This window comes from Bradyrhizobium sp. CCBAU 45389 (assembly GCF_028128625.1).
Taxonomy (GTDB): domain Bacteria; phylum Pseudomonadota; class Alphaproteobacteria; order Rhizobiales; family Xanthobacteraceae; genus Bradyrhizobium; species Bradyrhizobium liaoningense_B.
Window position 1 is genome coordinate 117,938 of record NZ_LBIY01000094.1, and the last position, 22,070, is coordinate 140,007.

At 64.6% G+C, this 22,070-nt stretch carries 19 protein-coding genes and 1 pseudogene; 12 read left to right on the forward strand and 8 right to left on the reverse strand.

Annotated features, from left to right (window positions below; genetic code table 11):
- Positions 1-77: 77 nt before the first annotated feature.
- Positions 78-2,159 (forward strand): methyl-accepting chemotaxis protein, encoded by a 2,082-nt coding sequence (locus XH79_RS25885; protein ID WP_212337069.1) that lies wholly within the window; start codon positions 78-80, stop codon positions 2,157-2,159.
- 102 nt (positions 2,160-2,261) lie between these two features.
- Here XH79_RS25885 and XH79_RS25890 read toward each other — a convergent pair whose 3' ends face one another.
- On the reverse strand, positions 2,262-2,852 hold the full coding sequence (locus tag XH79_RS25890) for an NADPH-dependent FMN reductase (RefSeq protein WP_212337071.1): 591 nt from the start codon (positions 2,850-2,852) through the stop codon (positions 2,262-2,264).
- A gap of 51 nt (positions 2,853-2,903) precedes the next feature.
- Positions 2,904-3,851, reverse strand: coding sequence for a helix-turn-helix domain-containing protein (locus tag XH79_RS25895; protein ID WP_212337073.1), 948 nt, complete (start codon positions 3,849-3,851; stop codon positions 2,904-2,906).
- A gap of 304 nt (positions 3,852-4,155) precedes the next feature.
- Between XH79_RS25895 and XH79_RS25900 the strand changes: the two genes are divergently transcribed.
- From XH79_RS25900 to XH79_RS25910, 3 genes are read left to right on the forward strand one after another with little or no spacing between them, the layout of a single operon-like run.
- Positions 4,156-5,286 carry a DUF2336 domain-containing protein gene (locus XH79_RS25900; protein ID WP_212337074.1) on the forward strand — a complete coding sequence of 377 codons (1,131 nt, stop codon included), beginning with the start codon at positions 4,156-4,158 and terminating at the stop codon, positions 5,284-5,286.
- Positions 5,283-5,615: a PilZ domain-containing protein gene (locus XH79_RS25905; RefSeq protein ID WP_212337076.1), complete on the forward strand. Its 333-nt coding sequence runs from the start codon at positions 5,283-5,285 to the stop codon at positions 5,613-5,615. Before XH79_RS25900 ends, XH79_RS25905 begins: the two co-directional genes overlap by 4 nt.
- A complete protein-coding gene (locus tag XH79_RS25910; protein WP_271583553.1) occupies positions 5,612-6,793 on the forward strand; it encodes an HD-GYP domain-containing protein in 1,182 nt (393 codons plus the stop codon). The genes XH79_RS25905 and XH79_RS25910 overlap by 4 nt, the downstream gene beginning before the upstream one ends.
- Positions 6,794-6,821: 28 nt before the next feature.
- On the opposite strand, the gene XH79_RS25915 is transcribed toward XH79_RS25910, so the two are convergent.
- Together XH79_RS25915 and XH79_RS25920 are read right to left on the reverse strand one after the other, a co-directional pair.
- Positions 6,822-7,025: a hypothetical protein gene (locus XH79_RS25915; RefSeq protein WP_271583415.1), complete on the reverse strand. Its 204-nt coding sequence runs from the start codon at positions 7,023-7,025 to the stop codon at positions 6,822-6,824.
- A gap of 134 nt (positions 7,026-7,159) precedes the next feature.
- Positions 7,160-7,837 carry a nitroreductase gene (locus tag XH79_RS25920; RefSeq protein ID WP_212337080.1) on the reverse strand — a complete coding sequence of 226 codons (678 nt, stop codon included), beginning with the start codon at positions 7,835-7,837 and terminating at the stop codon, positions 7,160-7,162.
- A 117-nt stretch (positions 7,838-7,954) separates the two neighbouring features.
- Here XH79_RS25920 and XH79_RS25925 point away from each other — a divergent pair, with 117 nt between their 5' ends.
- On the forward strand, positions 7,955-8,917 hold the full coding sequence (locus XH79_RS25925; RefSeq protein ID WP_271583416.1) for an alpha/beta hydrolase: 963 nt from the start codon (positions 7,955-7,957) through the stop codon (positions 8,915-8,917).
- A gap of 7 nt (positions 8,918-8,924) precedes the next feature.
- Here XH79_RS25925 and XH79_RS25930 read toward each other — a convergent pair whose 3' ends face one another.
- Positions 8,925-9,383 (reverse strand): cupin domain-containing protein, encoded by a 459-nt coding sequence (locus XH79_RS25930; protein WP_271583417.1) that lies wholly within the window; start codon positions 9,381-9,383, stop codon positions 8,925-8,927.
- A 245-nt stretch (positions 9,384-9,628) separates the two neighbouring features.
- Here XH79_RS25930 and XH79_RS25935 point away from each other — a divergent pair, with 245 nt between their 5' ends.
- The gene (locus XH79_RS25935; RefSeq protein ID WP_097660813.1) at positions 9,629-9,877 is read left to right on the forward strand and encodes a hypothetical protein; all 249 of its coding nucleotides are present in this window, start codon (positions 9,629-9,631) and stop codon (positions 9,875-9,877) included.
- Between the two features lie 54 nt (positions 9,878-9,931).
- Here XH79_RS25935 and XH79_RS25940 read toward each other — a convergent pair whose 3' ends face one another.
- Entirely contained in the window at positions 9,932-10,807 is an 876-nt protein-coding gene (locus tag XH79_RS25940) for an MBL fold metallo-hydrolase (protein ID WP_271583418.1), read from the reverse strand.
- A 255-nt stretch (positions 10,808-11,062) separates the two neighbouring features.
- On the opposite strand from XH79_RS25940, the gene XH79_RS25945 reads away from it, so the two are divergent.
- From XH79_RS25945 to XH79_RS25965, 5 genes and pseudogenes are all read left to right on the forward strand, one after another.
- Positions 11,063-13,258, forward strand: a complete 2,196-nt coding sequence (locus XH79_RS25945; RefSeq protein ID WP_271583419.1) for an alkaline phosphatase family protein — start codon at positions 11,063-11,065, stop codon at positions 13,256-13,258.
- A gap of 508 nt (positions 13,259-13,766) precedes the next feature.
- Positions 13,767-15,626 carry an adenylate/guanylate cyclase domain-containing protein gene (locus XH79_RS25950; RefSeq protein ID WP_271583420.1) on the forward strand — a complete coding sequence of 620 codons (1,860 nt, stop codon included), beginning with the start codon at positions 13,767-13,769 and terminating at the stop codon, positions 15,624-15,626.
- Positions 15,627-15,769: 143 nt separating this feature from the next.
- A complete protein-coding gene (locus XH79_RS25955) occupies positions 15,770-16,513 on the forward strand; it encodes a PA-phosphatase (RefSeq protein ID WP_271583421.1) in 744 nt (247 codons plus the stop codon).
- A gap of 37 nt (positions 16,514-16,550) precedes the next feature.
- The gene (locus XH79_RS25960; RefSeq protein ID WP_271583422.1) at positions 16,551-17,960 is read left to right on the forward strand and encodes a S8 family serine peptidase; all 1,410 of its coding nucleotides are present in this window, start codon (positions 16,551-16,553) and stop codon (positions 17,958-17,960) included.
- A gap of 86 nt (positions 17,961-18,046) precedes the next feature.
- Positions 18,047-18,579, forward strand: a pseudogene (locus XH79_RS25965) (REP-associated tyrosine transposase).
- 162 nt (positions 18,580-18,741) lie between these two features.
- On the opposite strand, the gene XH79_RS25970 reads toward XH79_RS25965, so the two are convergent.
- Entirely contained in the window at positions 18,742-20,364 is a 1,623-nt protein-coding gene (locus XH79_RS25970) for an ABC-F family ATP-binding cassette domain-containing protein (RefSeq protein ID WP_271583423.1), read from the reverse strand.
- Positions 20,365-20,502: 138 nt separating this feature from the next.
- Complete coding sequence (locus tag XH79_RS25975) at positions 20,503-20,871, reverse strand: GlcG/HbpS family heme-binding protein (protein WP_271583424.1); 369 nt, start codon at positions 20,869-20,871, stop codon at positions 20,503-20,505.
- On the opposite strand from XH79_RS25975, the gene XH79_RS25980 reads away from it, so the two are divergent.
- Positions 20,836-21,954, forward strand: a complete 1,119-nt coding sequence (locus XH79_RS25980) for a LysR family transcriptional regulator (RefSeq protein ID WP_271583425.1) — start codon at positions 20,836-20,838, stop codon at positions 21,952-21,954. The two genes, XH79_RS25975 and XH79_RS25980, sit on opposite strands and share 36 nt — an antisense overlap.
- Positions 21,955-22,070: the final 116 nt, after the last annotated feature.

Genomic DNA, 22,070 nt, shown 5'->3' on the forward strand with positions numbered 1-22,070 from the left:
GTAAACTCCCGATTAACACCGGCTGCCTAACCTTCGGGCAAAATAATTATCCTCCCGCGCCAATTGCCGGACTGCCCATGAAAATCGGTACGCTCCTGACCACCGCCATCGTCTCGCTCTCGACCGTCGGCGGGGGACTTGCCGTCTACGTCGCCGTGACGAAATACCAGACGATGGACCGCATCACCGAGGCGCAGGGGCGACTCGCAATCGTCCGCGCCGTCAGCGACATCCCGCGCTATCTCAATCCCGAGCGCGGCTTCTCCACCAACATCCTCTACGGGCCTGCGACTATCGACCCCGCGCTGCTCGTCGAACAGGACAAGCTGCGCAAGCAGACCGACGGCGCGCGCGACAAGATGAATGCGCTGCGCAAGGAGCTGCCCGGCCCGTTCGACGACGGCACCACCATCGGCAGCAACATCGACGGCATTAATGCCAAGTTCACCGGCTTACGCGATGCCATCGACAAGGCGCTGGCCGGGCCGGCCGAGGCGCGCAAGGACGCCGCCAAGAAGATCGTCGCCGACAATGCCGTGCTCAACGGCGGCGTGACCGCGCTGCTCAACGAGCAGGTCCGCCGCATGGCGATCCTCAACGGCGACGCCTACCGGCAGGCCAGCTACGCCAACATCGCGATGACGCTGCGCGATGTCGGCGGCTTCAACTCCAGCCTGCACAAGAATCTCGTCGGCGGCAAGAAGCCGGCGACCGACGCCGAGAAGGCAGACATCAGCCGTTCGCAGGGTCGCAACGACCAGATCGTGATGTCGCTGCTGGAATTGCGCGGCAATCCGGCAACCCCGGCGAACGTCGCCGCAGCGCTGGAGAAGTTCAATTCGATCTATGTCGAGGAGTTCGGCCGCGAGCTCAAGCTCGTGAAGGACGGTGCGGTCACCGGCAAGTACGAACACGACATGGACACCTATTACGCCGCCACACAGCGTGGCCTCAGCACCATCATCGAGGTCCGCGATGCCTTCTACGACAATGCCGAGCAGGTCCTCGCCGGCGCCTCGTCGGCCGCGCGCACCAGCTTCATCATCGCCCTCCTCGGTCTTGCCGCCGTGCTGGTCGCCAGCATCGGCCTCGTCGTGACCGTCCGCCGCCGCGTCTGCGCGCCGATCGTCGGCCTGACGACGCGGATGTCGCGGCTGGCCGACGGCGAGGTTGCGGAAGCCATCCCCGGCGCCGAGCGCTCCGACGAGATCGGCGCGATGGCTGCGGCCGTCCAGGTCTTCAAGGACAACATGATCCGGGCCGAGCGGCTCGCGGCGGAGAAGCAGGCCGAGAACGACGGCAAGATGCGCCGCGCGCACGCGCTCGACGAGCTCACGCGCACATTCGAGGCCAAGGTCACCGAGCTCGTCGGCGGCCTGTCCCGCGCCTCCTCCACCATGGAAAGCACGGCGCAGTCGATGACCTCGACCGCGGCCCAGACCAACAGCCAGGCCGCGGTCGTCGCCGCCGCCTCCGAGCAGACCTCGACCAACGTGCAGACGGTTGCGAGCGCCACGGAGGAGCTCACCTCCTCCATCGCCGAGATCGGCCGTCAGGTCGCCCAGAGCACCGAGATCGCGGCCCGCGCCGTCGACAATGCCCGCCGCACCGGCGACACCGCGCGTGCGCTCGCCGATGGCGCGCAGAAGATCGGCGACGTCGTCACGCTGATCCAGAGCATCGCCGAGCAGACCAATCTGCTGGCGCTGAACGCGACCATCGAGGCCGCCCGCGCCGGCGATGCCGGCCGCGGCTTTGCCGTGGTCGCCTCCGAAGTGAAATCGCTCGCGGGCCAGACCGCGAAGGCCACGACCGAGATCTCCGAGCAGATCACCGCGATCCAGAGCGCGAGCGACGAGACTGTGGCAGCGATCCGCAACGTCGCCGACGTCATCGCCGAGATCGACCAGATCGGCACGGCGATTGCGGCTGCGATCGAAGAACAGGGCTCGGCCACCAAGGAGATCGCCCGCAGCGTCCAGGAAGCCGCCCGCGGCACCCAGGAGGTCAACACCAACATATCGGGCGTGCAGCGCGCCGCCGACGACACCGGTGCTGCGGCCCGGGAAGTGCTTGGCGCGGCCGAGCAGCTCTCGACCCAGTCGCGCGATCTCGCCGGTCAGTTCGACCGCTTCCTCGGCGAGGTCAGGGCCGCGTAAGCCGCAGATTCGTAGCCCGGATGGAGCGTAGCGTAATCCGGGACGGTGCCGTTGACGCGCAAGACCCCGGATTGCGCTTCGCTTCATCCGGGCTACGGGACGTCAATACGGCGGCGCCTTGCGTGCCCGCTGCGCCTTGGCCGCCTCGATCCACCAGGCGAGATCATCCGCAAAGCGCGGGAATGCGCGTTCCAGCGCCTTGCCGCCCTCGCCGATCGGCTCGGCATCCGCCGACAAGCTCTGCGCGATCGGGCCGACGCCGATGGTGCTCGACACCACCACCATGCCCATCTCCGACAGCGTGCCGTGCCAGGCGGTCGCCGCGCGCGCGCCCGAGAAGCGGCCGGCGGAATAGCTCACGACCGCGGCCGGGCGCCAGAACCACTCTTCGAGGAAGTGATCGGTCAGGTTCTTCAATCCGGGCTGAATGCCCCAATTGTATTCGCCGGTGACGAAGACGAAACCGTCGGCGCCGCGGATCTGCCCGGCCAGCTTCTCCAGCGCCTCGGGGGCAGCGCCCTTGGGATATTCCTTGTACATGCGGTCGAGCATCGGCAGGCCGATGGCCTTGGCGTCGATCAACTCGACCTCCTCGCCGCGGCTGCGCAGGCGATCGATGACGAAGTTCGCAAGGCGGATGCCCATGCGGTCGGAACGGTAGGAACCGTAGAGGACGAGGATGCGATTGCTCATGGCCGGCAGGCTAGCACGAAAGCAGGCGGCGCGCCCGATCGATTTGTCGCGTTATCGCCCGCGGCCGCGGTCCAGCGTTTGCGACGGCGTCTCGCCGAATTGATCGCGATAGCTTCTGGAGAAATCGCTGAGATGCCAGAAGCCGAAGGCGAGCGCGACAGCCTTGACGCTGTCGGCGCCGGCGAGCAGCCGCTGGCGCACCAGCCACAGCCGGCGCAGGCGCAGATAACGGTGCAGGCTCATGCCGCGATAGCGGCGCACGACGTCGTGCATGGTGCGCACGGACAGGCCGAGCTTGCGTGCGATCTCCTCGCTGTAGATCGGCTGCGAGAGGTCCTCGGATAGCAGCGCGCGGATGTCCTGGAACATCTTGAACTGCCGCCCGTCGTTCGGCCGCACCGTCCATCGTGCGGCGACGAGGTTAGCGAAGACGCTGTCGACCGCACCGAACAGGGACTCCTTCATCGCCGTCCCCTTCAACGGAACCTCGGCGGGATCAATCGGCTCGGACGCGGCCGCCACCACCTCCCGCACCACCTTCCGCAGCCGGAGCAGCGCCGACATGCTGGTCTCGAAGATCTTGAAGCTGGTATTCGTCTCGGGCCAGCCGCGTCCCTTCACCTCGGGGTGAAACACGACCGAGCCGATCTGCCTCTGCACTTCCTCGATGGTGTTGTAGGCAGCGCCGCTGCTGCCGATGACGACGACCGCGCGGTCGCGCTGCGCGCCGTTGAAGCGGATGGGAACGTCGAGATCGTCCATCGCGAAACCGACCGCCGTGCAGTCGGCAACCAGCTGCGCGTCCACCACGCGCGGAAACGTCCGCGTCACGTTCACGTCGCAGCCCGGCAGGCGCAAGATCACCTGCTCGGTCGCAATCCGTCGCGCGAACGGCGTAAACTCGATGTTCAACCCGCGTATCGAACTGCGAAACTCGTCGACATCGGAGAAACGAAATATCTTTGGCGCCAATCCTGGCGCATCATCATTGTTGCTCATGACAAATGAAAAAAAGCCGCGCCCTAAAACGACGCGCGTCCGGCAATAGCGCCGATCTGAAGTCCCCCTTTCGAGGCCCCGTTAGACCGAAAGAATTACTCTACCCCGCCCGCATCAATTGGCGAGCGTTCCGTTGAAGGGACAAGCTGCGGCAACTCGTTCTGCCGAATTTCGATAGCGTTTTAGGTTGTAGCTCCGGTCATTTTATACCTGGGCGTTCATAATCTCAAATTCAAATTAACGTCTGTCAGGCGCAATGATGGTCGTTAAATCGTCAAAACTATTTTAAATTCAGGCTCCTGCCATGATGGCAAATTTGCCTGCCGATAGTCTTGTTGAATTGGAAGACGCGGTCGCAACTTGCCCGCCGGAGCGTTGCACGCGCGTTCTCGAAGGCATCACCCACCTGCTTACCACGAACCGCGATCACCCCCAGCAGATGCTGATCGGTGTGGTCGATGGTGTCCTGCTACGCCTGACGGAACGGGTCGCGGTTGACGCACTGATGCAGCTCAGCAAGGCGCTCGCTGAACTGAGCGTGGCGCCGCAGGGGACACTGCTGCGGCTGGCCTTGCACGAGGATCCGGACGTCGCTTGTCCGATCCTGCTCGAATCGCAGGCACTTTCCGCGCCCGATCTCGTTGCTATTGCGAGCTCGCGCGGCGAACGGCAGCAACGCGCGATCTGCGCCCGCGACAGCATCCCGCCTGATGTGACCGAGGCGCTGATCAGGCACGGTGGCCGGCCGGTTTATCCCGCGCTGATCAAGAACCCGGGGACGAAATTCTCCGATGCGGCCTATGCCGCACTGATCGCCGGGGCCGGGCAGGATGACGAAATTATCAAGGCGCTGGCGCTCAGGCCTGATACCCCCGACCTCATCGTCAGGAAGTTGTTGTCCGCTCCCGCCGGCAAGACGCTGCCCGACAAGACACCACCGGCCAAGCCCGACGCTTCCGCCGTGCCGCCGACGCACGATGCGGCATCCGGTCCGACAACACCCGCTCTACCCTGTGCGGCGGCCTATGCGAACGCAAGGCCGGAGATCGTCGCCCTCGCCCGGGTCGGCAAGCTCAACGACTCCACCGTGAACCGCTTTGCGATCCGCGGAGAGACTGCAAATCTGGTCACCGCGCTGTCGGTACTCTCGGGGGCTCCGATCGAGATCATCGAGCACGTCATGACCGACGAGAATTGCGAGGGCCTGGTCATGGCCTGCCGTGCCTCGCGGCTGAACTGGGCGACCACGCTCGCGATCCTCAGCAGCCGCAGCGGCGTTCGAATCTCTTTCGCACAGCGCGAACGCGCGCAGCTCATCTTTGAAACACTGCTCTTGTCGACCAGCCAATGGACGGTGCGCTGGGGAGAAATCGCAGCAGGGGCAGGCTCAAGCGATCCGGGACATCGCAGCGCAAAAGTGGGGGTTAGCCGATGAGGTTCGACGGTCGAAAGGCGTCTCGCGTGAAGATGGATCACCGGCAGCCCGTCAACCTGATGGGCTCGGACGGCACCTGGCGGCGCAGCTGCGTTCTGCTCGACGTGTCGCAGACCGGCGCGAAAGTCGAGGTCGAGGGTACGCTCGACGTGCTGCAGGCGAAGGAATTCTTCATGGTGCTGTCGTCGACGGGGCTCGCCTATCGGCGCTGCGAGCTGGTGTGGATCGACGGCTCCACGGCCGGCGTTCACTTCATCACTGCAGACGGCAAGAAGAGAACTGCAAGCGCATCGGCAGCCACCGCGCCGGGCTCGTCCCAAACCAGATGATCCGAGCCTCCGTTCCACGCATTGAAGTCCAGTGGCGTAACTCTAGGTCAGACCGTGAGAGCGCGCGAACGATCCCAAGACCCGCCGTCAATAGCGACGGCGGTGTCCGGGCGGCAGAGACGGCGCGCCCACTCGTCCAGGTGCTGGCCGACACGTCCGGCAAGCTATCCGGCATCCGCTCGATCCTTGAAGAGAAGTTCACTGTCGCGGGCGAACGCCTCGACGCCGATGCCAAGCTCGCGCAGGTGCCTTACGCGATCGTCGTCCGCGCGGAGTTGCGCGACGTCGACAACATCACGGCCATCAAGAAGCGCGCCGGCAAGCTGGCAAAGGCCAGGAAGCGCGTCTTCCTGCTCGAGCACAGTTCTCACGTCGGCATTTCGCAAGCCTATGCGCTCGGGGCCACGCTCGTGCTTCCCGGCACGATCAACCGGATCAAATTGCTGGCGGCGCTGTCCGATCATGCCGCGCCGGTGACCGCCTCACCGGGCGGCGAAGCGCAGCAGGTCGACGCGGTCGAGACCGCAGCGACCGCCATCGCCTCGATGTTCACGTCCGTCACCCTTGGCCAGCCGCTCGACGTCGACGGCACCAGGGAAGCCGGGCGCCAGATTGCCGATCGCATTATCGAGCATGGCCTGTCCGAGTGGTTGACGACGGTACGCCGCCACCACGAGGGAACCTATCAGCACTGCCTGCTGGTGACCGGCGTCACCATCGACTTCGGTCTCAGCCTCGGCGTGGGTAAAGCCGATCTGGAGCGCCTCTACTCGGCCGCGATGTTTCACGACATCGGCAAGGCCCAGATCCCGCTCGCCATTCTCGACAAGCCGGGTCGTCTCGATGCCGAAGAGCGCGCTCTGATCGAAACGCACCCGGCGGCGGGCTATGGGTTCTTGAAGGACCACGAGGGAATTTCGCCCGAGATCCTCGATGCCGTGCTGCATCATCACGAATATCTCGACGGCAGCGGCTATCCGGACGGGCTGTGCGCCGAAAGCATCGGCGATATCGTGCGAATTCTCACCATCTCGGACATCTTCGCGGCGCTCATCGAGCACCGCCACTACAAACCGACGATGCCGCGCGCAGAGGCCTACAACATTCTCTGCGGGATGAATGGCAAGCTGGAGAACGCGCTAGTCGCCTCGTTCAAGCAGGTCGCCCTCACGCGGTAAACGCCGCCCTTCCCCTCGAACACCTGCCCTAGTGGGTGGCGCGGTATTTGGCGCGGCGGGGAATCGAATTGCAGGCCAGACCCTCGGCCAGCAGCTTCATGTCCTCGCGTTTGCCGCTCCGGATCAGCCGCCCGAACTCGTCGGATGTGAAAGGAAGAGTGGGATCATCGTCGATCGGACGCCGCACTCGCGGGCCGAACAACCGTCGCACCAGGCTAGCCAGCCGCCGCATATCAATTCCCTCGCGCCAGCAACAAACCTTTCAGTCCGGATATTGTTCCTCCCGCACGTTCGAGATTGCAAGAGTTTGCTGACGACTCCGCACCAAAAAAATTTTTGCCGGAGAACAATCTCCTCTTTGCCGTGCTAATCGGCAAAACCCACGTAACGCACGAACTCGTCGTTGTGTTCGCGGTCCGAGCGAACCCCGTTCGCGGCAAAGCTGTCGTCGGGATAACCCATCGCGACGCAAGTCATGATGACCTCGTCCTCCGGGATATCAGCGACCTCCCGCACGATGTCGGAGCGCATGATGCCCTGCCCGTTGATGACCGAGCCGAGGCCGCGGTCCCAGGCTGCGAGCACGATGCCGTAGCAGAGCGCGCCGAGATCGAAATGGCAGACCGCGCCGGGATCGAGCACGCGGTCATAGGTCAAGACCAGCGAGACCGGCGCGTCGAACTGGCGGAAGCCGCGCAGCACCCAGTCCTGGCGCATCGGCTTGTCGTCACGTGCGATCCCCATCGCGCCGAATAGCTTCTTGGCGACGTCGACCTGCCGCGTGCGATGCACGCCCTGATACTCGCCGTGGCTGACGATGTCGCGCTTGACCTTGGCACCGCCGACCATCTCCTCCATGTTGCGGCGGCGTACTTCTTCGAGCGGCGCGCCCGTGAGCACGTGAACGTGCCAGGGCTGGGTGTTCATCGACGACGGCGCGCGCTTGGCGCTCTCGATGATCGCCTCGATCACCGCGCGCGGCACCGACTCGTTCCTGAAACCGCGCACGCTGCGGCGCGACTGGACCAGCGTCTCGAATTCCACTCCTTGGCCTCCCTGCCCGTTCATCCCCGCAGCATCACAACACGTGGCCGGTTGCCGATGCGGCGCGCAAAATCTATGCTAACCCGCAAGCAAGACCAAGAACCCTGTGAGGACCTCATGCCCGCGCCGCTCGATCCCGTCATCGCCCAGATCATTCCGCTCATGCCGATGCGCGATCCCGCGGTCATGACGCCACAGAGCGCCCGCGATTCCTTGCGCGCACTGGCTGCTTCGCGCGCCGCCATCCCGCCGCCGCCGGTCGACACTGTCGCCGATATCAAGGTGAAGGGCGGCGCCGGCCCGCTCGATGCGCGTGTCTATCGGGTCGGCATGACGCCCGCTCCCACCGTGGTGTTCTTCCATGGCGGCGGCTGGGTCGCGGGCGATCTCGAGACCCATGACCGGCAGGCGCGCAATCTCGCGATCGAGACCGGCGCGGTCGTCGTCTCCGTCGACTATCGCCGTCCGCCGGAAACGCGCTTTCCCGGCGCCTTCGAGGATGCTTTTGCCGCGGTGCGCGACGTGTTTGGCCGTGTCGCGGAATTTGGCGGCGACGCCAAACGCTTCGGCGTTGCCGGCGACAGCGCCGGCGGCAATCTCGCAGCCACCACCGCGATCGCCTGCCGCGATGCCGGCATCGGGCTCGCCGCGCAACTCTTGGTCTATCCCGTGACCGACGTCGTCGGCGGTTACGCCGATGCGGGCGAGAACGCGCGCTTTCCCTCGCGCGCCGAGAATGCCGACGGCTACTTCCTGACGCGCGCCACTATGGAATGGTTCTGCGGGCATTATCTCGCCGATCCCGCTCACGCGACCGACTGGCGCGTCTCGCCGCTGCGCGCGCCATCGCTCAAGGGCCTCGCGCCGGCGGTCGTCACCACCGCCTGGTTCGATCCCCTGCGCGACGAGGGCGCCGCCTATGCGCGGGCGCTCGAGGCCGCCGGCGTGCGCGTCAAACACCACGAGGGGCCCGGACTGATCCATGGCTATTTCGGCATGGGCGACGCCTCGGACGTCGCGCGCGCCGAAGCGCAGCGCGCGCGGGCCGACTTCAAGGCATTGCTCACGCGCGGCGTATAAGGGCCAGCTAGACGCGGCGCGCCCGCTGCGCCGCCGTGTGCCCCCAGGCCTCGTCCCAGTCCTGGCCGGCGGCATCGACCACGCGGCCGTCGGCTTCGAAGAACTTGTTCGGCACCTGGAAGATCGCGAGGATCAGCGCGCCGTCCGGGCACCAGGCGGCGTGCCGGCTGCCCGCCTCGCGCCAGATGAATTCGCCGGCCTTGCAGGCGATGCCCTGGGCGGGCCCTTCCTTGTCGACAAGCGCGCCCTCGATGACATAGCTCTGCTCGATGCCGACATGCTCGTGATCGGGCAGCACCGATCCCGGTGCGAACCGCATCAGGGCGGTCATCAGGCCGGTGCCGCGATCGAACAGCAAGGTCTTGGCCTCGCAGCCGGGAAAGCGCGTCTTCTGCCATTCCATGGCCTGCGGCTGAACCAGATGGGAATGCTGGTCGGCGGACTGCGGGCTCGACACGGCGTCCATGGCAACGCTCCGTTCCTGCTGTAATGAGATGAGCCTAGCAGGTCCGCGCCGCCCGGTCTGCGCGCAGTGCAGCAAGCATCCGCGCGAATCCCAAGGCAGCACGCCGTACGCGTCAAGACGAGATGCATTCATCGCGCGCCGGAAAATATCCGCAACGTCGACCTGCCGCGGCCCGATCCTGCTTGATTGCGCCACGATTCCAGTCTCCAATTCACGCGCCATCTTTTTGGTTTAGGGAGACACCCATGATGAAGCGGATTTTCCTGGCTGCGATCGTTGCCACCTTTGCAGCGGGCTCGGCCTTCGCAGAGGACACCTGCGAAAGCAAGGCGGTCGGCAAGGACGGCAAGCCGCTGGCCGGCGCCGCCAAGACCTCGTTCCTGAAGAAGTGCAAGGCCGACGCCTGCACGCCCAAGGCCGTCAGCGCCGACGGCAAGCCGCTCGCCGGCGCCGCCAAGAACAGCTTCATGAAGAAGTGCGAAGTCAGCGCGTAAGGGCGCTGCGATGCCTATGCACCTCGCCCCGCAAGCGGGGCGAGATGCAGAGCGTCACTCCCGCCTGAACCGATAATCGAACGCCCCATCCAGCGGCTTGATCCATCCTACCGTCGGCGCCGGAAAATGGATCGGCAGGATCAGCGTGTCCGTATCCGCGACGGACGCAAAAAACTTTCGCCGCGACACCGCCGACTGCTTCGGATCCCAATCCGGCCGTGCCGACCAATCCGGCTCGCGGCACTGGATCTGGTGATGCATGAGATCGCCGGCGACCACCGCGCGCTGGCCCTTTGAAAAGATATTCACGCAGCAATGACAGGGCGAATGCCCCGGTGTCGGCGTCAGCGTGACGGTATCATCCAGCGCGTAATCGTCATCCACCAGCAGCGCCTGCCCGGCCTCGACGATCGGCAGGCAATTGTCGCGGAAGACCGTGCCGGGCGGGTTGTTACCTTTGGCGTTCTCGGCCTCCCAGGCCGCATATTCGCCCTTGTGAAAGACGTATTTGGCGTTCGGGAACGTCGGCACCCAGCGGCCGTCGCGCAAGGTCGTGTTCCAGCCGGAGTGGTCGATGTGCAGATGGGTGCAGAACAGGTAGTCGATCTGCTCGAAGCCGATGCCGAGCGCGAACAACTCGTTGCGCCAGCGCTCCTTGCCGGGAAAATCGAACGGCGGCGGATGGCCCTTGTCCTCGCCGGTGCAGGTATCGACCAAAATGATATAGCGCGGCGTGCGCACCACGAAGGTCTGGTAGGTGATCACCATCATGCCGCGCGCGGCATCGAACACCTCCGGCTCCATCGTCGGCAGATGACGCTTGAATACGCCGTCGTCATAAGCCGGAAAAAAATCTTGCGGCCGCCGCCAAGGCCCCTCCCGCTCGATCACCGCATCGATGGTGATGTCGCCGATCCTGAGCTGCTTCACGCGTCCCCTCCAGATTTTCTCAAGCGTAGCGAACGAGTTCGCGGCGTACAAGACGCGTGAGCGCGTGCTTGCACCGGCGAGTTCCCATCACTGACTCGACAGGGCGTTGAGTTGGACTCTCGCGACGACCCTCACGCAGCGACGCACATGCGTCGCTCTAGCGTCACACGCGCGTCGTCAGCCACGCTCGATAATCTTCGTGTCATTTCAGATTAAGCGCGCACAGGTTGCGCAACAAATACATGGGGCGTTCACGTGAAAAAGCTCTTCTCCCTGATCTCGTCGTTATCGCTCGCCGCAACGCTGACTGGCGTTGCAGCGGCAGCACACGCCGATCAGGATGACAACGGCCGTGGTTTCGACAATGCCCGCGATCGGGGCCATCACCACGGCCGCAGATCGCCAGTGGTCCTCATCTCGCTCGACGGCGCAAAGCCCGATTTCATCCAGCAATTCATCGACGAAGGCGTGCTGCCGCGCGACGGCGGGCTGGCGCGGCTGAGCCGCCATGGTGCCGTGGCGTTGCAGAACATCACGGCTTCGCCCTCGCTCACCGCGGTCTCCCATATCGAGATCGCGACCGGCTCGACCGCCGTTCACAACGACATTCCCTCCAACACCTTCCAGGCCATCGTCGGCCCGACCACATCGAGCCTCAGCGGCTTTGCGGCGCCAATCGGCGGCTATCGCGAGAGCCCGCTTGGGCCCTCGCCGCAGCCGACCGCGGCGCCGCTCTGGGTGCAACTGCGCCAGCAGGGAAAGAAGGTGGTCACCGCGACCTGGCCGGGCGGCGACGGTGCCGACATCTCGATCAACGGCACCGTGGTGCAGCCGGCCCAGCCGATCCGCGTCACCGACTACACCGTGCCGTTCGGCGCGTTCGGCGGGCTCAGCGCGCAGGGCTTTTCCCTGACCCAGGCGAACTTCGCGCCCGATCCGGCGGTGGCCGCGGCGCTCCAGGCGGCCGGCCGCTTCTCGTTCAGCCCGGTGCTGGCAACGCCGACGCCGATCGAGACCTTCTCGTGCGCATCAGTGCAGACCGCGACCTGCACCAGCGCGGCCACGCAGGACCTCAAATACGCGATCCGGGTGGCGGCGCTCGACACCACCAACGACAACAAGGTCAACTACGACACCCTCGTGTTCTTCGATGCCACGCGCGGCATCACGGCGGGGCCGTTCAAGCCGCCGGCGACCGGACCCGCCTATGCGAAGATCGGCGGCGAGAACGCGCCGTTCTTCTTCGAGGGCAGCGGCGCCAGGGTCGGCGCCGCCTATTTCGTCTCGCAGCTCACGCCCGATCTGTCGGTGGTGCGCTTTGCCCGCTACGGCGCCAATTACATCCCGCGCAACGCGGCCGTGCTGGCCGACGTCGACGACATCAACAACAGCATTGGGTTCTGGCGCCCGCAGGCCGACTTCCGCATTCCGGAGCGGCTCAGCCCGGGCTTCACCGACTTCCCCGACATCGAGATCGAGGCGATGTACGAAGACATGGTCAAGACCTTCGTGCGCTACCAGGCCGATATCGGCGAGCGCGCGATCAAGAACCATCCCGATGCCGATCTGGTGATGATCTATATCGAGCAACCGGACGGCTCCGAGCATCAGTTCCTGCTCACCGATCCGCGCCAGGGCACCAATCCGAAGGACCCGAGCTCGATCGGCGCCGGCCAGGACGCCGCCAAGGTCGCCCGCTACAAGTCGTACATCCGCTTCGCCTATCAGACCGCCGACAAGGCGGTGAAGCAGATCATCGAGGCGGCGGGGCCGGACAGCAACATCATCGTGGTGTCGGACCACGGCTTCGCACCGTTCCACACCTCGGTCAGCATGACCAACATCCTGAAGAATGCCGGCATCGACACCAGCAAGGTGGCGATCCGCACCTCGGGTCCGGCGGTCAATATCTACGTCAACCTGCAGCAGCGCGAACAGGGCGGCACCGTCGATCCCGCGACCTACACAGCGCTGGTGACGCAGATCACCGACGCCGTGAAGAACGCAGCCGATCCAAATCCAAAATTCAACTTCTCGCTCGAGGGCGGACGCCTCTTCACCGTGGTCGAGACCCGTCCGCTCCAATGCGAAGCCGGGATCGGGCAATGCACCAGCAAGACCATCGGCCAGGATTTCGGCGATGTGTTCGCGCTGATGGCGCCGGGCTACAATTTCGACGGCATCCAAAACCCCGGCGTCGCCCGGCTCGGCGATGCACCGTTCAACGCGGCAACGACCACGCTGTCGATGCCGAATTTCTACGGCGCCCACGGCCACGATCCAAAACTGCCGGTGATGAGCGCGACCTTCATCGCCGCCGGCCCGCAAATCCGCAACAACACGACGATCCGCCGCATGCGCAATCTCGACGTGGCCCCGACCATCATGCAACTCCTGGGCGTCAGGCCGCACCAGGTCGACGGCGAGGTGCTGCGCGAGATTTTACGCTGACGACCGAGGCCGAGCGGATGGGCGCCGATCAGCGCCCATCCCGGAGCAATCCTGTTCGCGGCGGGAGCTAGTTCTTCACCGTAGACCACATTGCAAACTGCCGCGCGGTAAATATGCACCGAGCCGACGCGAGCAAATCGGCGAAACACAACCGCTGAGGCGGATCGCACGAATTTACGTATTTATGTATGATTTAATTCACAGCGCATTTCCGGTTTGGCTGTAAAATGCCACTGCGCAACGCGGTGGCTCTCAGGCCTTCCGCTTTGCGGTCGAGTTGATCTGTGGCTCTATGCAGATAGGGCTGAAAAGGCCGCCAGGATCAGGCCCACCACCCGCTTCGGGGAGCGCGTTTCCCATGTTCGCGGACACGACCACCGTGCCTCGTCTGACATGGCGCTCACCGGAAGGGAGGTTCGTTGTATATGATTTGGGGGCCGCGTCATTCAGCAAGATGTCGGCGCGCGCGCAAGCGGGCGTTGACGTTGTTTGGAGCACGAGGTGCCCGGTGCGCGCTGTCAATAGCGTCACGTTCTGCTATCCTGCCCCCGTTCTGCAAAGCAGCGGGGCGGGCAAGGTGAACCATCCGGGGATCGATGTTGCAGATGCCCCGCCATCGCGGCGCGTGCTTGCGATTCTGGCCGCCGACGTCGTGGGCTATGCTCGCCTGACCGAGGTGGCGGAGGAAGCCACCCACATCCGCCTGCGAGCGCTTCGTTTCGGCGTCATCAACCCGTGCATCGTCTCCTTCCGCGGCAGGATCGTGAAGAATACGGGGGACGGCTTTCTCGCCTCCTTCGATTCCTCCCTTGATGCTGCGCGCTGTGCGGTCGCCTTGCAGGCCGAAGTCGCGGCGGCACAGACCCGGGAAGGATTCGACCGGAAGATACAGTTTCGAATGGGTCTGAACGTTGCGCAGACCATCGTCGAATCCGAGGACATCTTCGGAAAGGGCGTCAACATCGCGGCGAGGCTCGAGCAGTCGGCGCCGGCCGGCGGCGTGGTGCTTTCGGACGAGATGTTTCAGCAGATCAAGGACCGCATCGAGGTACCGGTCCAGGACCTGGGCGTCCTCCGGCTCAAGCACCTTGCACGCCCCGTTCACGCTTACTCTCTCCTGCTGCCGGAGGCCGAACGCTTGCCGTCGAGCGGTGGCCGCAAGGCGAGCCGCCAGGCCAAGGTGCCCTACATCGCGGTCCTGCCGTTTCGTACCCAGGGAGCGAACCCGGTCGACGATTACTTCGGCGATGGGACGGCCGACGAGATCGTCGTGGCGCTTCAGAGCCTCCGCGGGCTGTTCGTCATCTCGAGCATGTCCACCTCGCCCTATCGCAGCGGACCGATCGACAGCCAGAGGATCGGTCAGGAGCTCGGCGTCCGATACGTCCTGAGCGGCAGCATCCGGCGCGCCGACAAGCGGCTTCGCATCGGCGTGGAATTGAAGGACGTCGAAGCCGGGATCGTGCTCTGGGCGGATCACTATGATGGCGACGTCTCCGAACTGTTCGAATTTCAGAGCCGCATTGCGACGCGCATCGTATGGAGCATCGCTCCCCAGGTCCGCGAGGCGGAGCTGAAGCGCGCGCTGCAGAAGCGCTCGGACAATCTCAATGCCTACGAGCTGCTCATGAAGGCGATCGACTTCATGTATCGCATGAACTTCTTCGACTTCGGCCGGGCGGGCGAGCTGTTGCAGGCCGCGATCGCTTCGGATCCGAGCTACGCGACCCCCTATGCTTATGCAGCGCTCTGGCACATTCACAATGTCGCGCAAGGCTGGGGTGCCGAAGGCGGACCCGATGCGGCGGAAGCGGCGCGCCTTGCCACCGCGGCGGTCGATCGTGCGCCGGCGGACGGCTTCGCGCTGGCCGTTCTCGGACACGCCAAGGCGCTGTTGTTCAAGGACTACGACGCGGCGCTCGACCTCTTTGACAGAGCGTTGAGCGCGTCGCCCGGAAATGCTATGGCTTGGACCCTTAGCAGTGGCGTGTACGGCTACCTTGAGGAGGGCCAATCAGCGATCACGCGCGCTGAACAGGGATTGCGTCTGTCGCCGGCCGATACACAGGCATATTTCTACCTGATGTTCCTCGGCCAAGCGCATTACATCAATGGCAATTACGACGAGGCGGTCGTGTGGGCCCGCAAGACCGCAGCTCTGAACGGACGGCTGTCCGCCAATCTGCGTGTGCTGGCAGCCGCCTATATTGCGAAGGGCCAGAACGAGGAGGCCCGGAGCGTCACCAAGATGATTCTGGACATCCAACCTCGATTCAAGCTTTCGGCTTATCGCGAGCGTTGCCCCTTCAAGATAGGTTTGCGGGAACGCTTCATCGAACATTTGCGAGAGGCAGGCTTGCCGGATTGAACCCATGCTGCATTTGCAGCGAACCACAGGAGGATCCCGTCATGGGGGGCAATTGGTTCGGAGGCAACTGGTTTGGTGGCAATTGGTTCGGAGGAAACTGGTCGGGCGGCTCGGGCGGCGGTGGTGGATCGCCCGTGTTCGCAATGCGGGCCGATCGGCCGCTTGCCGAGATCGCCATCACGCGGGACTACAGCGCCAAGTTTCGAGACGCGGAATGGGATCCGGATCTGCGCGCCATCGCAATCCTGCCGGAATTTCTGTCGCAGACCATCGACAAAAAGCAATGGCAGGCGGCAGTCGCGCTCCCGCCGCCGACCTACCCCGTCACTGCGAAGATGATCGACGAGGTCCTGATGCTGGCTGTCGCGGAGCGGCCCGAAGCGCTTGGCGAGATCGTGGAGGAGAACCAGAACTTTCAGCTGCGCTGGCTGCAGCTTCTCAACATAAGCGCCACGTCCCACCCGCACACGTTCCTGCTGATGAAGATCATGGCCCGGGTCGGCGAATTCGCGATGGTCGAGCTCAAGCTCCAATATCCGAACCCGGCTGGTGCCGGCCCACCGCCCTATTGGTACCAGCCGCGACCAAGCCAGGTCTGCCCGACGCTGTATCCGCCGGTCCAGGTCCCGGGGCACCCGGCCTATCCGGCCGGACACGCGCTGATCGGCACGCTCACCTCCGAATGCCTGGCCGACCTGCTGCCTCAATACAAGGAGGCGTTGCGCGCATTGGCCGCGCGGGTCGGGATGAACCGGGTGATCGCGGGATTGCATTATCGCGAGGACATCGACGCGGGCGCCAGGGCCGCGGTCGCCCTGAAACCGTATCTGACGGCCTGCCCGTTCTACGTGGCCACGCTCAAACTCGCGAAGACCGAATGGCAGTGAGACCACGCGCAACCTGACCACGGCAGCGGAGGCAGCCATGACGCCCTGGGAATTGCGCACCGGCTATGTGCGGGTGCTGGCGCAGCGTAATCAGAATAGCTTGCTCGTGAAGGCGGCAAACGACCTGCTCAAGGGCGATAGTCCGGCCGGCACGATGAGCGAATACATTCAAAGGAACGCGGCGTCCGACTTTTTGGTCGACGGCGAGTTCGGCGCCTTGCCGATCTGGGATGGCGCCGATCAGCGACCTGCAGTCTCGATCAACGACAAGGGCGAGAACGCGTCCTCACTCCTCGCGCTCGATAAATCGAAGAAATTCCTGATCCGCGCCTACGTTGCTCCCGAAAGCCTCGCCAAGCCGGGCTTCAACAATGGCGAGCCGGTGTGGTTGGATCCCGACGTGCGCGGCCAGCTTGCTTTACCCCCTGCCAACAAGGCCACGGGCAATACCGAGACGGTTCGGCAGGATCTCAACACCGCGACGCTGCAGCACAACGGCCTCTACGGTGCGGGTGTTGCCGTCGCTATCGTTGATACCGGGATCTGCAAGTCACATCTTGCGACGCGGTTCGGCTTCGACCCGGACCTGAATGTCGGCAATTCGTGGACGCCACCGACCGTGGCGACGAAGCCGGGGCTCCATCGCATCGGACACGGAACGATGTGCGCCTATGGCGTGCTCGCGGTGGCGCCGAACGTGACGCTGCTCGATTATCCCTTGCTGCTCGGGCGTCCGGCCGGGGAGCACACCGTCAGTGCGACGATCGGGGAAATGATGCGCGGTTACTTGATCCTGATCTGGCGCTGGGCGGTCACTGGAGCCATTCCGCAGAGCTCGCTCGTGGTCAACAATAGCTGGGGCATCTTCCATCCGAGCCTCGACGACTTTCCGCCCGGCGATCCCATGCGCTACATCGACAATCCCAATCACCCCTTCAGACTGTACGTCTGGTTGCTCACGGCATTCGGAGCCGACGTGGTTTTCGCCGCCGGCAACTGCGGCGACGGCTGCCCCAATGCCGTGTGTCTGCAGCGGACGGAGGGCATGATCATGGGCGCCAACGCCTATGACGAAGTGCTGACGATCGCCGGTTGCGACATCCACGACGTGCGCGTCTGCTATTCCTCGCAAGGACCGTCGATCGCGGGCTTGCCGCCGCAGAAGCCCGACATCACCGCCTATACGCAGTTTCTCGGCTCGAAGGTCCTGCGAGGCCCGCGTGGCTTCGAGCCGGATACGGGAACGTCGACGTCATGCGGCGTCGCATCCGGCTGCATCGCGGCGCTGCGAACCCTGCGGCCGCCAATGGCGACGGATCCGGCAACCATGATTGCGGTCTTGAAGGCGACGGCGCGGCCCCAGGGCAGCGCAGTGCCGAACTACGATTACGGCTACGGCATCGTCCGGCCGGTGGCGGCGGGGCTAAGCCTCGGCATCATTCACTGAAGCGCGCACATCGAGCGAGTTCATTGCAACTCTCTCGATTTGGTTGTAGCCCGGATGAAGCGAAGCACGATCCGGGAAACTCTCGCATGGTTCGCTATCGGCGAAATTTCGTACCCGGCGGCGCCTACTTCTTCACCGCGACGCTGGACGATCGGAGATCGTCCGCGTTGATCGACCACGTCGGGCAGCTGCGCGCAGCATTAGGACGGCCCGGACCGAAAAACCGTTCACGATCGACACGATCGTGATCCTGCCCGACCATCTCCACATCATCATGACGTTGCCGGAAAATGACTCGGACTTCTCCGGTCGATGGCGACGCATCAAGAGCCTGTTCACGCACCGGCTCGTCACTTCCGGCGTACCAGTCGCTCGCAATCATCGCGGCGAGTTCGGCCTGTGGCAGCGACGATTTTGGGAGCACACCATTCGCGACGACGCGGATTTCGAACGATGCGCCGACTATATCCATTTCAATCCCGTCAGGCACGGCCTCGTCGCGTCACCGATCGACTGGCCCTACTCTTCGCTCCATCGCTACATTCGTGCCGGCATCCTGCCCGCCGATTGGGGTGGCAACGGCAAGATCACCGGCAATTTCGGTGAACGCGGAGAGTGATCCCGGATTACGCTTGCGCTCCATCCGGGCTACGGATCCCGTCGGCGCTCTTGTAGCCCGGATGAAGCGCAGCGCAATCCGGGGTCAGACCGTCCGCATCGAACGACCGCGTGGCAGGAATCCCGGATTACGCTTGCGCTCCATCCGGGCTACAGGCCACCCCTAGCTCCGCAACCCCGGCGCCTCCTGCCCCGTACGCGCGACATATTCCGTGTAGCCGCCGCCGTATTGGTGGATACCCTCCGGCGTCAGCTCCAGCACGCGGTTCGACAGCGTCGCCAGGAAGTGGCGGTCGTGCGAGACGAACAGCATGGTGCCCTCGAAATCGGCCAGCGCCGTGATCAGCATCTCCTTGGTGGCGAGGTCGAGATGGTTGGTCGGCTCGTCCAGCACCAAAAAGTTCGGCGGATCGAACAGCATCTTGGCCATCACCAGGCGCGCCTTCTCGCCGCCCGACAGCACGCGGCAGCGCTTCTCGACGTCGTCGCCGGAGAAGCCGAAGCAGCCGGCGAGCGCGCGCAACGAGCCCTGCCCCGCGGTCGGAAACTGGTCTTCCAGCGACTGGAACACGGTGCGCTCGCCGTCGAGCAGGTCCATCGCATGCTGGGCGAAATAGCCCATCTTGACGCTGCCCCCTAGCGCCACCGTGCCCTGGTCGGGCTCGCTCGCACCGGCGACCAGCTTGAGCAGCGTCGACTTGCCGGCGCCGTTGACGCCCATCACGCACCAGCGCTCCCGGCGGCGGATCATGAAATCGAGCCCGTCATAGATGCGCTTGCTGCCATAGCCCTTGTGGACGTTCTTCAACGCGACGACGTCCTCGCCCGAGCGCGGCGCCGGCAGGAAGTCGAACGCGACGCTCTGGCGGCGGCGCGGCGGCTCGACCCGCTCGATCTTGTCGAGCTTCTTCACCCGGCTCTGCACCTGCGCCGCATGCGAGGCGCGCGCCTTGAAGCGCTCGATGAACTTGATCTCCTTGGCGAGCATGGCCTGCTGGCGCTCGAACTGCGCCTGCTGCTGCTTCTCGTTCTGCGCCCGCTGCTGCTCGTAGAATTCGTAGTCGCCGGTGTAGGTGGTGAGCGAGCCGCTGTCGATCTCGATCACCTTGGAGATCACGCGGTTGATGAACTCGCGGTCGTGCGACGTCATCAGCAGCGTGCCTTCGTAGTCGTGCAGGAATTTCTCCAGCCAGATCAGGCTTTCGAGATCGAGATGGTTGCTCGGCTCGTCCAGCAGCATGACGTCGGGGCGCATCAGGAGAATGCGCGCCAGCGCCACGCGCATCTTCCAGCCGCCCGAGAGCTTGCCGACGTCGCCGTCCATCATCTCCTGGCTGAAGCCGAGGCCGGACAGCGCTTCGCGCGCACGACCGTCGAGCGCATAGCCGTCCAGCTCCTCGAACCGGTGCTGCACCTCGCCGTAGCGCGCGATGATCTCGTCCATCGCATCGGCCTTGTCGGGATCGGCCATATCGGCCTCGAGCTCGCGCAGCTCGGCCGCGACCTCGCTGACGGGACCGGCGCCATTCATCACCTCGGCCACGGCGCTGTGGCCAGACATCTCGCCGACGTCCTGGTTGAAATAGCCGATGGTGATGCCGCGATCGGTCGAGACCTGCCCCTCGTCCGGCAGCTCCTCGCCGGCGATCATGCGGAACAGCGTGGTCTTGCCGGCGCCGTTCGGGCCGACAAGGCCGATCTTCTCGCCCTTGTTGAGGGCCGCGGAGGCTTCGATGAACAGGATCTGGTGGCCGGCTTGCTTGCTGACGTTGTCGAGGCGGATCATGGGGTCTTTTGGGGGGATTTTTGCGTTGCAGCGTCATAGGCCATACGGCCCGCCAGGGGAAGCCCAGCGGGGTACGGATTCCGCTATCCCCAACCGCGCGTAGCCGTAGTTCCGCGCCGCGCCCCCGCGCCGGAGCCGTCACGCTCCGAACGCCGCAACGCCTGCCGCGGCGGCCTGCGCGTCCTGGGTTGACTGCATGCCCGAGACGCCGATGGCTCCGATCACCCTGCCGTCGCGCAGGATTGGAAGGCCGCCCTCCAGAGGCGTCAGGTTGGTCATGCCCAGCAATCGCCAGTGAAGGCCGCCGTCCGCCAGCGCGGATTCGAACGCCCCGGTCGGCCGCCTGAAATCGACGGCGGTCTTCGCCTTCTGCTGCGCGACGAGCACGCTGCCATGCTGCGCCTGATCGAGACGGTACAGCAGGACGAGATGGCCGCCGCTGTCGGTAATGGCGATGACCATGGGCCAGCCATGACGTTGCGCTTCGGCCCGCGCCGCATCGGCCACGATCCTCGCCTCTTCGAGCGTGATCGGGGGGCCATAGAGAGGCGTCAGGGCCGCCAAAGGGACGTTTGCTGCGCAGGAAGCCGGTTTCGTCATGAGAATCTCCAGGTGATCGGGAGTCCATTCACAACACATCGCATCTATGATGATAATGACCGGCAATATGGATATATTATCTCACTTTCCGGAGGAATGACGTTGGCCTCGCTTGCAGACTACGAGGTATTTCTGGCTGTCCTCGACGAGAGAAGCCTGACGTCCGCCGCGACGCGTCTTGGCAGATCGCTGCAATCGGTGAGCCGTTCGCTTGCGCGTCTCGAAGACGACCTTGGCGTGGAGCTCGTATCGCGAACGACGCGGCGCCTAAATCCAACACAAGCGGGCCTCGAATTTGCCGATCGCATCCGCCTCGCGCTGACAACCATCGACGCCGCGCGTGAAGACCTGCTCGCCAGCAACCGGCGGCTTGCCGGCACCATCCGCGTCGGCACATCGAGCCTGTTCGGCCCCGAATATGTGACGCCCGTGCTGAGCCAATTCCTGACGCGGAATCCGGAGATCGACCTCGAACTCGTCCTGTCCGATGAGCGTGTCGATCTCGTCGCGGAGAAGCTCGATTTTGCCGTTCGCATCGGCCATCTGCCGGACTCGAACTTGCGGGTTCGCCGCCTCGGTGGACTGAGCTGGGCCGTGTTCGCTTCGCCGGTCTATCTCGCGGCCCATGGTCGGCCCGAGCGTCCGGAAGAACTATCCCGGCATGAATCCGTGTTGCGAGCCGGTGATGATGACAGATGGGTATTCGGCGACGACCGGCAGCGTATTGCAGTCCATGGTCGCTTTCGGTCGGAAAGCGCCGCGGCACGCAACGCGGCCGTCGCGTCCGGCTTTGGCATCGGGATCGCCCCGCTTTGGCAGGTCCGCAGGCTCATCGATCAGGGCATCGTCGAGCAGATCCTTGTCGGCCACGAGCCGCCACCCATCCCGCTCCAGATCGTCTGGCCCAAGCGAGGGGCCGGCGCGATGCCTCGGCGGGTTCGCACCGCCATCGAATTCGTCGTGGCGCGGCTGTCCGCCCAGCGGATATGACGACCGTCTCCCGGCGAAGACCGCGCCAGCGTCCTCAGCCGTGATCGCGCGAATTGACGTTCACGCCCGCCCCGTCAGCTTGAGCGAAGCTGCAAGGCGCAGGCTGCGCTTGCCGG